We start from the raw sequence: 16,102 nt of genomic DNA, 5'->3' as shown, positions 1-16,102 counted from the left end.
AAGGAAGTGTTGAAAACCGACATTCGGAGAGAGCTGACATGGAAAATAAATCAGTATCATTACCTACCGGTAATGACTTTTTAGCGGGTCTAAATGATGGGCGAGAAATATGGGCTTATGGTGAAAAGGTGGACAATGTTATTACACATCCAGCGTTTCGCAATTCAGCACTGTCCATAGCTAAATTATACGACGCGCTCCATGACGAAAAGTATCAGGCTATATTAACCACGCCTTGTGATACCGGCAGCGGTGGTGTCACCCATCCGTTCTTCCGCGTTCCTCATTCTGTTGAGGATCTGATACGCGATCGCGACGCAATCGCGCAGTGGGCACGGCTTAGCTATGGCTGGTTGGGAAGAAGCCCTGATTTCAAAGCGTCGTTTCTTACGACTCTGGGCGCCAATCCCGAGGCCTACGGCGAATATACGGATAACGCCAGGCACTGGTACAAACGTTCGCAAGAGGAGCTACTTTACTGGAATCATGCCATCATTAACCCCCCTATCGACCGCAATCTCCCGCCCGACCAGATTGAAGATATCTGCATTCACGTCGAAAAAGAGTGTGATGATGGCGTAATTGTTAGCGGTGCCAAGGTGGTTGCTACCGGCTCAGCTTTGACGCATTACAATTTCATCGCGCATTACGGTTTACCTGTCAAAAAAAGAGAATTTGCCCTGGTATGCACATTACCCATGAATGCCCCAGGACTGAAGCTGGTTTGCCGCCCCTCTTACTCCTTAGCCGCCGAAAAGGTCGGCAGTCCTTTTGACTATCCACTATCCTCACGCTATGACGAGAATGACATGATCTTCATTCTGGATAAGGTGAAGATTCCCTGGGAAAACATTTTTATTTACGGCGATACCGCTAAAGCGGCCACGTTTTTACCCAGTTCTGGCTTCCTGCACCGCTCAACCTTCCACGGAGTGACGCGTCTGGCGGTAAAAATTGATTTTATTTGTGGTTTATTCATTAAAGGCGTGGAAGCCACCGGCGTAGCCGATTTCCGCGGCATACAGACGCGCGTCGGGGAAATGCTGGCCTGGCGCAACCTCTTCTGGGCCATAAGTGATGCTATGGCTAAATCGCCGAACCCCTGGCACAACGGCGCCCTCCTGCCTAACCTGGATTATGGTTTAGCCTACCGTTGGTTTATGAGTCTCGGCTATCCACGGATCAAAGAAATTATTGAACAAGATCTTGGCAGCGCGCTTATTTATATCAATTCGCATGCCAAAGATTTCGCTGCGCCGGAACTGGAACCTTATCTGAAAAAATATATGCGGGGCTCCAACGGAATGGATGCCGTTGAACGCGTCAAGCTCATGAAGCTAATCTGGGACTCCGTAGGAACAGAATTCGCCAGCAGACACGAACTCTATGAACGAAATTATACCGGTAGTCATGAAAATGTTCGTATCGAGCTGTTACTCGCCGCACAGATGTCGGGGCAGGTACAAGAATATAAAGGTTTCGCCGAACAATGTATGATGGATTATGACCTGGATGGCTGGCTGGATCGCGATTACCACTGGCCTTTAGACGAATAAGATTAACGGGACAATACATCAGTATAATAATGGGCATGCATCACATTATTGCCAGTCTCTACTGGCTGTCCCGACCACCATTTCTCACTCTATCCGGCAATGTTTGCGCAACCATTCTGCGGTTAATGAATGGCGACAGGCCAGCATCGATTCGGGTGTACCGCTAAACAATAATTCCCCCCCTTCTTGCCCGGCATAAGGTCCAATATCAATAATCCAGTCAGCCTGAGCGATCAACTCCATATTATGTTCAATAATAATGACGGTGTTTCCGCGCGCTACCAGTCGGTTAAATAGTTTCAACAGCGAGGCCACATCACTGGGATGAAGACCCGTGGTTGGCTCATCGAAAATATACATGTCACTATCATGATTTAATTGTGACGCTAACTTCAGCCGCTGGCATTCACCGCCTGAAAGATGATTTAACGATTCACCCAAGCGTAAATATCCCAACCCGACTTCGACCAGGCTACGAAAAATTGGCCTGAGCTGTGGCTCATTCAGGAAAAATTCGCCGGCATCATTAATCGACAGGGATAATACCTCAGCAATACTTTTTCCCTGATAACGATATTTCAGCGCTTGTGGGTTATAGCGCTGCCCCTGGCAGGCCTCACATGGCAACGTAACCGTATCCATAAATGCCAGATCGGTTTGTATTACCCCTCGCCCATTACATTCCGGACAAGCCCCTTTGGCGTTAGCGCTAAACCACGACGCTGACACATGGTTTTTTTCGGCAAACAGCGAACGGATCGTATCAAATGCACCGCACCAGGAAGCAATATGCGATCGAATTGAGGTATGTATCGGTTTTTGATCGATAACGATCGCCTCCGGACATTGTGGCGCCAGGGCCCCCATAACGAATGAACTTTTGCCCGATCCAGCGACTCCCGTCACAGCAACCATAACGCTTAAAGGCACGTCTACCGATAAGTTATGCAGATTATGCAATGTGGCGTTTCTTACCGAAATATAACCTTTGGCACATCTCGGTTTCTTATTTATCTCTGCCCGTGAAGAGAAATATCGACCCGTCAAGGTTTGGGATTGCTTAAGTGCCGACAGGTCGCCCTCAAAGACAATATTCCCGCCTTGCTTACCCGCTCCTGGCCCTAAATCAATAACATGCTCGGCTATCGCTATCATGTCCGGGTCGTGCTCCACCATCAGAATGGTATTGCCTTTGTCGCGTAGTTTTCCAATTAAAACATTCAATTTCACTATATCTGCTGGATGCAGGCCGGTGCTGGGTTCATCAATTATATAAACGATCCCGGTCAGACTACTTCCCAGATGTCGGACCATTTTCAACCGCTGGGACTCACCGCCCGATAAGCTAGGGGTCGTACGGTTCAAATCCAGATATCCCAAGCCTACTGCACACATGGCATCCAGCCTTTCCAGCAATGCTTCGATCAGCGGCCTGACTTCAGGATAATCGAGCTTTTCTACAAACAGCTTTAACTCTGTGACAGGCAGCGTTGCGCATTCGCCAATATTTTTCCCTCTAATCCGGCAGGAAAGTATTTCCTCGTTAAGCCTCATCCCCTGACAAGAAGGGCAAACCTGCAAACTAACGACGCGCTGAAATTCCTCAGTTTTAGTATCTTTAGTTTCTTGTTTTAAATAACTTCGCGTAAAGCGCGTAATGACGCCTTCAAACTTTGCACTCTTAGGCCAACCGGCTAACGGCGCTTCAGGAGTGAGATTATCCGCATAAAGTAATAATTCTCGCTCCTCTTTTGAATAATCCGCGATTTTTTTATCGGCATCAAAAAGTCCTGAATAAACATAACGTTTCCAGCGCCATGAGCCTGGCGCAAAAGAAGGATAACGAATAGCTCCTTCATTTAACGACAGATTTGAATCAATCAGATGGTTGATATCAATAGTACTGGCAATGCCCAACCCGTCGCATGTCGCACACATCCCCGCAGGATGATTGAATGAAAAAACATTCGAATAACCTACGAAAGGTTCGCCGACACGAGAAAAGAGTAGCCGTAGTAGGGTATAAATATCTGATGCGGTGCCCACCGTCGAACGTGCGTTGCCACCAATACGTTTTTGGTCAATAATAATGGCCACCGACAGGTTTTCAATTTCATCGACTTCAGGATTACCATAATGTGGTAAGCGATGGCGAATAAAAGGTGGAAACGTGTCATTTAACTGTCGCTGAGATTCCGCCGCTATAGTTCCGAATACTAAAGAACTTTTTCCCGATCCGGAAACACCGGTAAAAACTGTTATTTTATTTTTAGGGACCTCTACATCAATATCTTGCAAATTATTTTGCCTTGCACCAATGATTTTTATAGCGTCATGGGTTTTCATCACACTATCCTTTTTTACCTGTCAATAACAATGCCATGATGGCAATTAAACAACATCCCGCGATAATCAGCGACATCGGCAGTAGTGACAACGGGTCTCCAAATCCAAGCAGTGACGGGGTTATCGCAGCGATACCAAACTGAAAAGCCCCTAAAATAGCAGAACCCGTTCCCTTTAAGTGAGAGGATGCCGCCATGGCCATACTCGCGGCATTGCCAAATGTCAAAGCCATAGTAAACATCATCATTAACAGTAGTACCGCCGCGATCTCAAACTGGAAATGAGAAATATTGTCAACGATACAAAGCAATATAGATATCACCAGCGTGCTTATCACCCCCATGGTTATGAGGTTATCTTCACCAAATTTCATAACATAGCGAGCGCTGACTATACTACCAAACATCATGGCTCCGGCGTTGATAGAGAATATTACAGCGAACTTTCCTGAGGATAAATCGAACGTCGATTGATAGATAAATGGTGATGCTGATATATAAGCAAATAGCGCCCCAAACTGGATTGAAAAAATTAGAATATAACCAATATATTTCTTATTGCTTAGCAACTCGATAAACTGACTGATAAACTCATTCAGATTGAAAGGTAATCGCTGATGACGGGGTAAGGTTTCGCTAATAAAATGACTACTGAGCAGAGTGGAAACTAATGATATTGTAGCCATAAAAACAAAAACTACCGGCCAGATAAACCATGCAGCCACTCCTCCAAGTAATGGTGCAATAACAGGGGCGATCCCCTGTATCGCTAGCACCAGATTAAAATATCGAGCGGCTTTGGTCCCCGGGCACAGATCAGAAATAATTGCTCGGGAAAGAACGATACCAGCCGCTCCTCCCAGTCCCTGAAAGAACCGTGTAACAATGAGCAGCTGAATGTTCGTAGATATAGCGCCAGCTAATGAAGCGATGGTTAATAGGGCCATCCCGCCCAGCAATAATTTACGTCTGCCGTAATGATCGGATAATGGTCCAATAAACAGCTGCCCAATACCTAAGCCCACCATAAAAGCGGTGATGCTAAGCTGAACTTTGTCAGGCGTCGTATGCAGATCGCTGGCGATAGCTGGAAATAAAGGCAAGTACATATCAGTGGATAATGCAGCAACGGCGCTAAGTAAACCCAGAACAATAACGACTTTACTGGAAAGCAAACCTCTACTTTCATCTCTGAACATCGTACTGACTGCCGATGCCTGAACTTCTTTCGGTCGCATGATGAGCGTAATCCTTTTACCATCTGTGGTCTGTAATAACTATACCACCAGCAAAAGTAATTGCAAAAAAGAAATCAAAACTTATGACTTATAAATTTAAATCTATAAAAAACAATAAGATAAACAAATAATCATTGTCTGTTTTCAAATTTAATTACCAAAAAGACATATAATGCATATTACACTCATTCAGATGTAAATTATTGAAAGTCGCGATATCAATAACTTTTTTCGTTATCAGGAGCGCTTTTGAGCAAGGAACAGATAACCACGACATAGTTCATAATGATCGAGGTCCTGGAGTGTCATACATCCGGAAGGGTAGCGCTGTGCGCAGCTGAAGGTGAAAGCTCACTTACGCGGAATAATGTTGCGGGAGCCGTCAGAAAAACACTCACCTTCACTGTTTACCAAAAAACGTCTCTTATCTCTCTTCTACCGTTGCCGTTTGCTGACGCCAGGCAACAACCTCCTCACTAAGCCAGTCCTTAAAAAGCACAGCTTCGTTTTTCTTTTCTGCAACTTGCGATGAGACCAGCCAGTAAGGCCACGGATAAGGCGCGGTGAAAGGGGTAAGCTGTTCCAGCTCTCCCCGGGCAATAGCATCCTGGACTAAAGAGCGGCGTTCCAGCGCAACACCTTTACCGAGCCGGACGGCCTCCAGCACCAGATTTGAGTCGTTTATGCATAGCCCACCGGGCACAATCTCTCTTTCAAGCCCAGCCTTGATACACCAGGTTTTCCACGATTCCATGGAAAAGATAATCTTGCTCTGCGCTATCTCTGACGGCGTACGGGGTAGCTCACCGCCGTTATAAGATGGAGCAGCCACAACGATAAGCTCATCGGAGAAAAGATAATGACTCTCCGTGCCTTCCCAGTCCCCTTTTCCCATGCGGATGGCCAAATCTGCCCCTTCCTGCTGGAGATGAGTGACCGCCAGGTTTGCCTGTATTCGCAGCGTGATTTGAGGGTATTTCGCCCGAAACCGCTCAAGACGAGGCAAAAGCCAGTGGCCTCCAAAAGAGGGTACCACCGCTATCGTCAGCTCCTGTCTGCGGGGCTTTACCTGCACCAGTCGGGTGGCGTCAGCGATATGGTTAAGGGCCTCGCGTACCTGCAAGGCGTAGAGTCGTCCCTCTTCATTAATCTGCAGGCCGCGACCGTGACGAATAAACAGCTTTAAGCCGACCCTCTCCTCCAGCACTTTAATCTGCTGACTGATAGCTGAGTGCGTAACGTGTAGTTCTTTCGCCGCCAGCGTAACGCTGCCAAGACGAGCCACGGCTTCAAAACTACGTAAACTCGCAATCGGGGGAAAATCCGCCATGTTACTACTCCCTCACCGTGACGCTTAAAAGGTGGCCCATAACCTGTCAGTAATACTAACCTAACCCGTAAGATACTGAAGATATTCGCCTGAATGAATTTACTGTACTGTCTTTTCATCGTCAGTAACGAAGCGTTAACCCCAGCATATTTCACCAGCACAGGAAAACAGGAATCATGAATAAGCTTATTGGCATGATGGACTCGCCTTATGTAAGGCGCGTGGCGATTTCTCTTGAACTTTACGGCGTCGAGTTTGAAAGCCATCCGCTGTCGGTATTCAGCAGCTTTGACGCGTTTTCGCAGATCAACCCTGCGGTCAAAGCGCCGACGTTGGTGCTGGATAACGGAATACGTCTGATGGATTCATCGCTGATACTGGACTATTTCGAAGCACAGGCTGCCAGGGAGCGAAAACTCCTGCCGATCGCTGCGGATGCGCTGGCAAGAGACCTGCAGGTACTGGGCTTTATGCTCGCCGCGGGTGAGAAGGCGGTGCAAAATGTGTATGAACATCATCTTCGCCCGACGGAAAAACAGCATCATCCGTGGATAGAGCGCATTACCCGTCAACTGCTAGCGGCCTGCAGGGAATGGAATACGCTACTGGAAGATCGTCCGATTGCTACGGACCCCGATCAGGTTGCCGTGACAAGTACGGTTATCTGGACCTTTATTCAGGCCAGGATCCCCGATATTGTTGATGCGCAAGAGTTTCGTCACATTCAGTCGCTTGCCGAATTATTTGAAAATCATGCTGCGTTTAAAAAACATCCCTATCGCTGAGATGAGTTAAAGCGGAATAATAAAGAGCGCTATTCACGACAACCGATGGCGCCCGAAAACCACGGGCGCGTTCTGTTGCTGCGAGTTTGCAGGAAAAGGCGACCAGCCGCTGCCGGCTTACAACGCTGAACGGCCAATCTCCACCGGCATACCGGAGCGGCGTTCAAGCGCTTGCCCGGCGCGATTCACATCAACGCCCTCGCCCTTCACAAAAGCCTGCATCGCCGGCGTGACGGGAAGCGGTACCTTGCGGTCCGATTCATACTCCGCGCGGTTTCGCGACAGCGGCTCATGAACTTCAACCCAGCGGCTACCGTCCGGCTCGGCGGTATATTTCACCGGCTGATCGATAATCTGCACCCGCGTGCCTACCGGAACGGTATCAAACAGGTACTTGATGTCGTCATTGCGCAAGCGAATGCAGCCCTGGCTCACCCGCAGGCCAATGCCGAAATTGGCGTTGGTGCCATGAATGGCGTACAGCCTGCCGATATAAATGGCGTACAGTCCCATCGGGTTATCCGGCCCGGCCGGCACAAATGCCGGCAGACTTTCGCCCCGGCTGGCATATTCCCGGCGAGTATTGGCGGTTGGCGTCCAGGTTGGCGCCTCCTGCTTACGCTCAACGGCGGTCACCCAGTTACGCGGGGTTTCGCGCCCTGCCTGGCCAATACCAATCGGCAGAACCTCGACCGTTGTGCCTTCAGGCGGATAGTAGTAAAGGCGCATTTCAGCAACGTTGATCACAATGCCGTTGCGAACCGTGGCGGGCAGGATAAGCTGCTGCGGCACCACCAGCGTGGTGCCCGATTTCGGCAGGAACACATCGACGCCCGGGTTGGCCTCCAGCATATTGCTCAGGCCCTGGCCGTACTGAGCGGCAAAGGCCTCAAGCGGCTGGGTATTGTTCTGCGGAATCGTGATGGTCAACGGGCTGCCTACCAAACGGCTTCCTTCCGGCGGCAGCGGGTAGCTCACCGCCAGAGCGCTCTGGCTGGTGAGAAGCATAATAAAAGAACAAAGCAGTTTCACGCGCCGCACAATTTCCCTTCCTCTGTGGCGATTATCGTGAATGAATTATAGCTTCGTTTGCTATGTCATATCTGATTTATCATCCTGCTAAATTTGATAATCGATCGCCGCCTCTTCCGGCTCCATCGCCTGGCGTTTAATCTCCTCCAGCGACAGGCCTGCATTACAGAGTTCAATAAAACGCCAGACGTAATTTCGCTGCAGCTGTCCGCGCTTCAGGCCCAGCCAGACGGTATTGGCATCGAACAGATGGCGGGTATCAAGACGCGTAAAGGTATCAGACTCCCGCTCATCTCCCGACTGTTCCGCCACCAGCCCCACGCCCAGCCCCAGCTCAACGTAGGTTTTGATGACGTCTGAGTCCTGTGCGCTCAATACGATATCCGGCATCAACCCTTTACGGTTAAAGGCTTCATCGATGCGTGAACGGCCGGTTATGCCCTGGCGATAGGTGATGAGCGGCCAACGGGCAATCGCCTCGAGGGTCAACGGCGTCACCTGGGTCAGAGGATGATCTTTGGGAACCAGCAGACTGTGGTGCCAGCGGAACCAGGGAAAAGCCACCAGCGTCGGATCGTTGCTCAGACGCTCGCTGGCGATACCAATATCCGCGCCGCCGTTATGCAGCAGCGTTTCAATTTCCTGCGGCGTTCCCTGCACCAGTTCAAGACGGACATCAGAAAAGAGTTCACGGAAGGCTTTAATCACCGGCGGCAGACTATAGCGCGCCTGGGTATGCGTAGTGGCGATGGTTAAGACGCCGGAGGCATCGTTGGTAAACAGGTCCGCCAGGCGACGAACGTTGCTGGCTTCATTGAGGATACGCTCGGCAATCGACAGCAACGCTTTGCCCGGCTCGGTCATCCCCAGCAGACGTTTGCCGCGGCGGATAAAAATCTCGATCCCCAGCTCTTCTTCCAGTTCACGAATATGGCGGCTAACGCCCGACTGCGATGTATAGAGCATATTGGCGACTTCCGTCAGGTTGTAATCCTGACGGGCCGCTTCACGAATAATTTTGAGCTGCTGGAAGTTCACCCTTTCCTCCGGGCTATCAGACATAACATATGCTCTATTGTTAAAGTCTGTTGTCCTTGCTAACAAATAATAAAAACCAGCAACTTATTCCATTCAGGAATATAGCTCAACTGACTAACTGTAATTCACGATTTTCCAGCGACGGGCGACTCACCAGCGACATCAGGATCTCCTTCACCGCCTGCGCCTGCGGCGACAGACTGCCGCGAGCCGACATATTGAGCGACAGCGACAGGCTCATTGACGGCGTGCTGATGCGCGCCATCCAGCCGTTGGCCGCGCTGCACAACGAACGGGCGGCGGACTCCGGCAGAACGGTGACGCCCATGCCGCTGGCAATGGCTGCCGTCAGGGTGGTAATGGATTCAATTTCACCGATAATTTTGGCCGATAAGCGACGCAGGGTGAAGGCTTCGGTCACCCTTGCGCGAACGGCGCTGTAATCGCGCGGCAAGAACAGATTCATCTCCGCGACCGCCGTCAGATCCACGCTCTGCCCCGGACAATCCCGGGTACCGACCAGGTAGAGATCTTCTTTTAGCAACGGCTGGCTGATGATCCCGGCAACCGGGGAACGTTCATAAAGTACGGCCATATCCAGCTGACCGTCGATAAGCTTATCGTTGAGGAGGGTTCCGCTACTTTCCTGGAGATAGACCATCACTTCCGGCAGCTCGTTACGCACCGTTTGCAGCAGCGGCATAGTGATGGCCGAAGCCGCCGTGCCCGGGGCCAGGCCAATCGATACCTGGCCGCTTAGCGTTTGACCGACATTATTTACCGCCAGCTGCGCCTGCTCGCACTGGCGCAGAATAGTACGGGCGTGGGTATACAAGATCTTGCCCGCTTCGGTCGGCGTGACGCCGCGTTTGGTGCGAATCAACAACTGCTGGTCCAGCTCGCCTTCCAGGGTCGCAACCTGCTGGCTCAGCGCCGGTTGTGCGATGTGCAAGACTTCAGCGGCCTGGGTCAGACTGCCGATATCGACGATTTTTACGAAATACTTCAGTCGTCTTAAGTTCATTTTGCCTCCTGTAAGGAACACCAGTACCAACACTGGCCGTTTAGATGCAGAAGGTTTTGCAATTTGCTTGCCAGCTTTTGGCCGGAGAGCTAAACGCCGCTGTAAGCCGCGTAATAAGGGATAGTGATAGCAAAGCGCGATTTTTTTGCCCGGTCAGCGGATTGCGGTATGCCCCATTAGGGGTATAAATGCACTGCAACGGTGCACGACGCGGCATGATGCAGAAAAAACGGGCACTCTGTTGAAATTGTCAGCAAACAAACGACCTTAGCCGATTCACCCTTTGACAAGGCGGAAGGGCATCGTTAATATGCGCCCCGTTCACACGATTCCTCTGTAGTTCAGTCGGTAGAACGGCGGACTGTTAATCCGTATGTCACTGGTTCGAGTCCAGTCAGAGGAGCCAGATTTAAGAAGCCTGCTTTTGAAGCAGGCTTTTTGCTTTCTGAGATATCTGACAGAGAAACGGCCTTCTTTAATATAAAAGCGCCTTAGCGCGGATCGCATACGAGGAGAGCGTCACTCCCCTGGCAACAACACCATGATCTAAAAACCTTTATCTTCAATTGGTTACACAGATAAACGAAGGGGAATACAGACTTTGAACGATCCAGGCGTTTTTCATTCTTTGTATCTTGATATAGCGTCCTGAATCCGGATCGGGACTAAAAAAGACTTTTTGCATCATACCCTCGATCATGGTGTCGGCCTTTCTCTTAGAGACTGTGGTATTGGTTAGGTGATAAATATTATTCGCTTTCTTTTCATAGTTGAAATGGTACGCCCTTTCGACGTTGTACTTCACGTCATCGACTAGCACCTTCCCGGATACATCAAAATAGCCGGTATTATTTTCCCGCATAAGCAAGAAGGTTTTAAATTTTGCATCAAAGGCAAATGAAGTTGATTCAATTCTCAGGTTGGCTGAGCAATCAAAGTCGTCTTTGCGATAAAGATGCCCTACCAGCCAGAGAAAAATCAACCCTATCACCAACACCAGAAAGAGTATGTAAATGCTTTTGGTCCTGATTTTATCCTGGTATTTCATAATCTGGCCTGTAATAATTTTCACATGAATACCAATCATCTTTCTTAACTTTTGAGTTAATGCAGTGGGCTAAAAATACTCTTGCTTCAGAGGCTTTTAATACAGATTCTGATACATTAAAGTAAAAAACGCTATTGCCTGAGCACAGCATTCCTTGTTTCTTAATAAGCTTCTGAGCCAGGGCCATCATCTTTGGCTTCTGCTCTTGAGGTATTACGTTAAAAGTTCTGACCGGGCATGAATCGACGCTCCCCAGAGAATAGATTTCATCCTCGTCTGCGGCAAAGAGTGGGCGATACAGTTCGCCTTGAATGCTCAGAAAAAGCATGACTAACGCGCACAGCGCAAGTAGTGCATAGCGGGCCTTTTTAACCCTCCCCGCAGAATATGTCTCGCTCTCCTCATTTGAACCGATGCCCCGACCGACAACCGCCCCTTCTCCTTCGCTTTCGTCATTTACCGCGAGAGCAGGATAATCCATTCTTTCAATAACAATGGCTGCAGATATCATAAAACCCACCCGCGGAACGGTAACGATAATCTCCTCGGTGCAGCCCAGGTTTCTGAAAACGGCTCTCAGATCTGAAATATACTTATTGAGGCTATGACTGGACGTCCGCAGCCCATGTGCGTCCCACACTTTTTCAAGTATCTCATTCCTGTAAATCACATGCTCTCTGTGGTCTAAAAGGAACTTAAGCAGGCGACTGGTGGTTGCTGTTAGCGTGACGGATGCATCCTCATCAAGCCACATCAGGCCGTCATCACTTCTGAAATAGATCGTCCCTTGAATTTTGTACATCATAAACTAGCCTTACAAATTATCCTCAGCCGCACACCGTCCGCAAAACATCTGCACACATAGCATTTTATGCTGTATATAACGGTATTTTACTTGTAAATTAAATTATAGCTCCTAAAAATCGATAAAACAGAATACATATAACTAAAATAAATCACAATGGTACTATAGCTCTCATCGAAACCAGCGGTGCGCCTGGCTTATCAGTATTAACTGAACGCAGAAATAACCGTATCGAGTGAGTGGGGTTTCGTGAAATCTGAGCTGAAAATGCTCCGGAGGTGTAGAAAAGAGAAATTTAAAGGCTAATGGAATGATAACTTCGCGTAATTAATTTCATGACGTATGAAATTATCTACGATGATATTATCACCCTCATGATTAAAGTTCTGGATTTAGTGGGAGTGGTCACTTCCCGAGTCTCTTGTCGGGATATTTTCAGTAATTAAAAAAAACCGGATACGCTAAAGATAAAAATCATCGCGTTTACTCAAGGAATATTCCCTAAGAAAATTCCAATACAAAGAGTGTGACTATTGTTCAGGGTTTAACGATAAGCACACCCTATCATTTTTAATTTATAAAAATCTATTTTGTATGCAACACATAAAATTAAACACCAAACAAACAGCAAAAACTCGAATAATAAAACACAACAAACCTATATCTACAGCCTTTATCTCTTTTAGAGCATCGACCACATGCCTCATTGAGGTGGGCAATGTTAGATTACTCTTAATTCGCTGAATGGTTTTATTAACGTTGAGTTAAAGGTCAACCCAAGGATGAGATCGCGTTCAGATATGACTCTATCAACTAATATTTTATCTAAGGATAAATATTTTACTCTGGGCCTGATTGAACTGCTTGGAGAAGAATTTATTGACAATTTCTTTTTGATTATAGATCTCGACTCCAACGATCTTACGGGTTCGGAGTGGATTTACTTCTCGAATAAGAACATTGTCGCCTTTGCATCCAGCGACCTGGCTTTTTATAAGTCCGAACTATTTGAAAAAATAACCGTACTTGATAAGAAAAGTAATACCCGAAGTATCCTGAATTTCTTTTTAAAGAAAGAGACCTCAGGAAATTACCATACTAAATTCCGGCTAAGTCTGCGTGAAAAGCAGATGTTAAGCATGTTAAGCAGAGGGGAAAGCAACCAGGAGATCGCAGAAGAGTTTGGCGTGAAACTTAAGACTATTTATACGCATCGCCGCAACCTGATGAATAAATTAGGCTGTAAAAATAGGATTACGTTTCAAAAATTATTTTTCAACAATAAATGTCTTTTCAAGTGAAGCATAGCTTCAGGATTATTCATAAACAGGAGTTTTACCATGAACAAATTAGCACTTATCGTTATTTCAGCATTGTCCCTGAGTTCTGCTGCGGCTCTGGCCGATACCGTTACGGTGAACGGCGGTACGGTGCATTTTAAAGGGGAAGTGGTTAATGCGGCCTGCGCAGTTGATGCCGGTTCTCTCGATCAAACCGTGCAGTTAGGCCAGGTGCGCTCAGCGAAACTTGCCACCGCGGGTAGCACCAGCTCTCCTGTTGGCTTCAACATCCAACTGAATGATTGCGATATCACCGTTTCCGAGAAGGCCGCGATCGCTTTTGCTGGCACGGCGATTAACAGTACAAACCCAACGGTACTGGCCCTGCAGGGTTCTGCCGCAGGCGGCGCGACTAACGTCGGCGTACAGATCCTTGACCGTACCGGCACCCCGCTGGCGCTGGATGGCGCGTCTTTCGGCGCACAAACCACGCTTAGCAATGGTACCAACGTCATCCCATTCCAGGCACGCTACTTTGCAACAGGCGTCGCGACTGCCGGTACCGCTAACGCGGACGCCACCTTTAAAGTGCAGTACGAGTAATTTCTTCATCAGGCAGGGAGGCACGTCGGGCCAGGAAGGCCCGTTATCCGAAAAAGACTGAGGGTAATAACGATGCAAAGGATGAAGTCAGGTCTGTTGATATTCCTGCTCCCGCCGCTGGCGCTGGCCGGTAACCAGTGGAACGTTATGCTGCCCGGCGGAAACATGCGCTTTCAGGGGATAGTTATTGCCGAGTCGTGCCGCGTTGAAGCGGGCGACCGCCAGATGACGGTCAATATGGGACAAATCAGCAGCAATCGGTTTCATTCGGCCGGGGAAGACACTAACCCCGTCCCCTTCGATATCCACCTGCAGGAGTGCAGCACCGCCGTCAGCCAGCGCGTTGGCGTGGCGTTTTACGGCGTTGCCGATGGTAAAAACCCGGACGTGCTATCGGTGGGCGAAGGACCGGGGATAGCGACCGGCGTGGGCGTTGCTCTGTTTGATAAAACCGGCAGCCAGATCCCGCTCAATGCGCCGCCAGGAAGCTGGTCGCCGCTGCACACCGGCCCGACCACCCTGCATTTTGTCGCTAAATATCGAGCCACCGGGAATCAGGTGACCGGGGGAGCGGCCAACGCTCAGGCATGGTTCTCCCTGACCTACCAGTAATCAGCGCCGGTAACAGGAAATAATTTTGAAAAAGAAAGAGATAAGCATGAAAAACACACTGGCTACCCGGCGCGGGATGCGCGGTTTACTGGCGGCTCTATTACTGCTCGCCACCAGCGGTTTTAGCGCTCAGGCCCAGGCCGGCGTGGCGCTGGGAGCGACCCGCGTCATCTATCCTGCCGGGCAAAAGCAGGTTCAGCTGGCGGTCACCAACAACGACGAAAAGAGCACTTATTTGATTCAGTCATGGGTGGAGAATGCCGATGGCGCGAAGGACGGTCGCTTTGTCATCACCCCGCCGCTGTTCGCCATGCAGGGAAAAAAAGAGAATACCCTGCGCATCATTGATGCCACCAGCAACCAGCTGCCGCAGGATCGGGAAACGCTGTTCTGGATGAACGTCAAAGCGATCCCGTCGATGGATAAATCAAAGCTCAGCGACAACACTCTCCAGCTGGCGATCATCAGCCGCATCAAGCTCTATTACCGTCCGGCAAAGCTGGCGCTGCCGCCGGATCAGGCTGCGGAAAAGCTGAAGTTCCGCCGCGGCGCAGGCACGCTTACGCTGATCAACCCCACTCCCTACTACCTGACGGTCACCGAACTCAACGCCGGTACCCGGGTGCTGAAAAATGCGCTGGTTCCGCCGATGGGTGAAGCCAGCGTTAAATTACCCGCCGATGCGGGTCGCGAGATTACATACCGGACGATTAACGACTACGGCGCGCTGACTCCGCGGATGAAGGGCGCTACCCAATAACTGACGGGAGACCCATTCTCCCGGAAATAAAAATAAGAACTGACAGCCGGGCGACTTTGGACCGGAGGGACTATGTCACATCTGAAATATGGACTCGACCACCTGGGCTCCCGGCGTGTTACTCCAGGAGCTGCTCGCGCATTTGCGCAGATCCCCCTTGCCCTTTTGCTGGCCTCACCGGCTTTTTACGCGCAGGCAGAACTCTATTTCAACCCACGTTTTTTAGCGGACGATCCCGCTGCCGTGGCGGATCTGTCCGGTTTTGAAAAAGGCCAGGAGCTGCCGCCGGGTACCTACCGCGCGGATATCTACCTCAATGACGGGTATATGGCCACCCGCGATATTACCTTTAATGTTGATGAAAAAGGCCACGGACTGGCACCCTGCCTGACGCGCGGACAGTTGGCCAGCATGGGCGTCAACACGTCCGCCATTGCCGGTATCGATGTGATGGCGGCAGATGCCTGCGTACCGTTAACCGAAATGATCAAAGACGCCACCACCCGCTTTGATGCCGGGCAGCAGCGGCTGTACCTGACCGTACCCCAGGCGTTTATGGGCAACCGCGCCCGCGGCTATATTCCGCCTGAGCTCTGGGACCACGGGATTAACGCCGGGCTGCTGAACTACAACTTCACCGGCAACA

Annotated in this window: 15 protein-coding genes and 1 tRNA gene; 8 read left to right on the top strand and 8 right to left on the bottom strand. The window is 49.6% G+C overall.

Annotated elements, in window-relative coordinates; genetic code table 11:
* The first annotated feature begins 38 nt into the window (after positions 1 to 38).
* Positions 39 to 1,556 carry a 4-hydroxyphenylacetate 3-hydroxylase N-terminal domain-containing protein gene (locus ABLV75_RS23695; RefSeq protein ID WP_004103557.1) on the top strand — a complete coding sequence of 506 codons (1,518 nt, stop codon included), beginning with the start codon at positions 39 to 41 and terminating at the stop codon, positions 1,554 to 1,556.
* Positions 1,557 to 1,640: 84 nt separating this feature from the next.
* Here ABLV75_RS23695 and ABLV75_RS23690 read toward each other — a convergent pair whose 3' ends face one another.
* From ABLV75_RS23690 to ABLV75_RS23680, 3 genes are all read right to left on the bottom strand, one after another.
* Positions 1,641 to 3,902, bottom strand: coding sequence for an excinuclease ABC subunit UvrA (locus ABLV75_RS23690; protein WP_032734315.1), 2,262 nt, complete (start codon positions 3,900 to 3,902; stop codon positions 1,641 to 1,643).
* A gap of 4 nt (positions 3,903 to 3,906) precedes the next feature.
* Entirely contained in the window at positions 3,907 to 5,139 is a 1,233-nt protein-coding gene (locus ABLV75_RS23685; protein ID WP_004103561.1) for a multidrug effflux MFS transporter, read from the bottom strand.
* Positions 5,140 to 5,563: 424 nt separating this feature from the next.
* Complete coding sequence (locus ABLV75_RS23680) at positions 5,564 to 6,469, bottom strand: LysR substrate-binding domain-containing protein (protein ID WP_004103563.1); 906 nt, start codon at positions 6,467 to 6,469, stop codon at positions 5,564 to 5,566.
* A 176-nt stretch (positions 6,470 to 6,645) separates the two neighbouring features.
* Here ABLV75_RS23680 and ABLV75_RS23675 point away from each other — a divergent pair, with 176 nt between their 5' ends.
* Entirely contained in the window at positions 6,646 to 7,254 is a 609-nt protein-coding gene (locus ABLV75_RS23675; RefSeq protein ID WP_004103565.1) for a glutathione S-transferase family protein, read from the top strand.
* 117 nt (positions 7,255 to 7,371) lie between these two features.
* Here the strand turns inward: ABLV75_RS23675 and ldtA are convergent, their stop codons facing one another.
* The 3 genes from ldtA to nac all read right to left on the bottom strand — a co-directional run bounded on the left by ldtA (position 7,372) and on the right by nac (position 10,348).
* On the bottom strand, positions 7,372 to 8,295 hold the full coding sequence (gene ldtA / locus ABLV75_RS23670; RefSeq protein ID WP_004103567.1) for a L,D-transpeptidase: 924 nt from the start codon (positions 8,293 to 8,295) through the stop codon (positions 7,372 to 7,374).
* Positions 8,296 to 8,373: 78 nt separating this feature from the next.
* Positions 8,374 to 9,324: an HTH-type transcriptional regulator Cbl gene (cbl, locus tag ABLV75_RS23665; RefSeq protein WP_016808354.1), complete on the bottom strand. Its 951-nt coding sequence runs from the start codon at positions 9,322 to 9,324 to the stop codon at positions 8,374 to 8,376.
* A 106-nt stretch (positions 9,325 to 9,430) separates the two neighbouring features.
* Entirely contained in the window at positions 9,431 to 10,348 is a 918-nt protein-coding gene (gene nac, locus ABLV75_RS23660) for a nitrogen assimilation transcriptional regulator NAC (protein ID WP_004113879.1), read from the bottom strand.
* Positions 10,349 to 10,678: 330 nt separating this feature from the next.
* On the opposite strand from nac, the gene ABLV75_RS23655 reads away from it, so the two are divergent.
* Positions 10,679 to 10,754: transfer RNA gene (locus tag ABLV75_RS23655), tRNA-Asn, on the top strand.
* 156 nt (positions 10,755 to 10,910) lie between these two features.
* Here the strand turns inward: ABLV75_RS23655 and ABLV75_RS23650 are convergent.
* Together ABLV75_RS23650 and ABLV75_RS23645 are read right to left on the bottom strand one after the other, a co-directional pair.
* Positions 10,911 to 11,396, bottom strand: coding sequence for a hypothetical protein (locus ABLV75_RS23650; RefSeq protein WP_004103572.1), 486 nt, complete (start codon positions 11,394 to 11,396; stop codon positions 10,911 to 10,913).
* Entirely contained in the window at positions 11,380 to 12,201 is an 822-nt protein-coding gene (locus ABLV75_RS23645) for a winged helix-turn-helix domain-containing protein (protein WP_004103573.1), read from the bottom strand. Before ABLV75_RS23645 ends, ABLV75_RS23650 begins: the two co-directional genes overlap by 17 nt.
* An 800-nt stretch (positions 12,202 to 13,001) precedes the next feature.
* On the opposite strand from ABLV75_RS23645, the gene ABLV75_RS23640 reads away from it, so the two are divergent.
* The 5 genes from ABLV75_RS23640 to ABLV75_RS23620 all read left to right on the top strand — a co-directional run.
* Positions 13,002 to 13,502 (top strand): LuxR C-terminal-related transcriptional regulator, encoded by a 501-nt coding sequence (locus ABLV75_RS23640; protein WP_016808355.1) that lies wholly within the window; start codon positions 13,002 to 13,004, stop codon positions 13,500 to 13,502.
* A gap of 39 nt (positions 13,503 to 13,541) precedes the next feature.
* Entirely contained in the window at positions 13,542 to 14,084 is a 543-nt protein-coding gene (fimA, locus tag ABLV75_RS23635; protein ID WP_004103576.1) for a type 1 fimbrial major subunit FimA, read from the top strand.
* A 72-nt stretch (positions 14,085 to 14,156) separates the two neighbouring features.
* A complete protein-coding gene (locus ABLV75_RS23630; protein ID WP_004103578.1) occupies positions 14,157 to 14,696 on the top strand; it encodes a fimbrial protein in 540 nt (179 codons plus the stop codon).
* 76 nt (positions 14,697 to 14,772) lie between these two features.
* A complete protein-coding gene (locus ABLV75_RS23625) occupies positions 14,773 to 15,456 on the top strand; it encodes a fimbria/pilus periplasmic chaperone (protein ID WP_176678797.1) in 684 nt (227 codons plus the stop codon).
* Positions 15,457 to 15,528: 72 nt separating this feature from the next.
* The coding region (locus ABLV75_RS23620; protein WP_348855182.1) for a FimD/PapC N-terminal domain-containing protein at positions 15,529 to 16,102 on the top strand (574 nt) is incomplete at its 3' end.

The organism is Klebsiella sp. CN_Kp066, from assembly GCF_040065135.1.
GTDB lineage: Bacteria > Pseudomonadota > Gammaproteobacteria > Enterobacterales > Enterobacteriaceae > Klebsiella > Klebsiella oxytoca.
The sequence above is the reverse complement of the archived record's forward strand: the minus strand, read 5'-3'. Positions and strand labels throughout refer to the sequence as shown.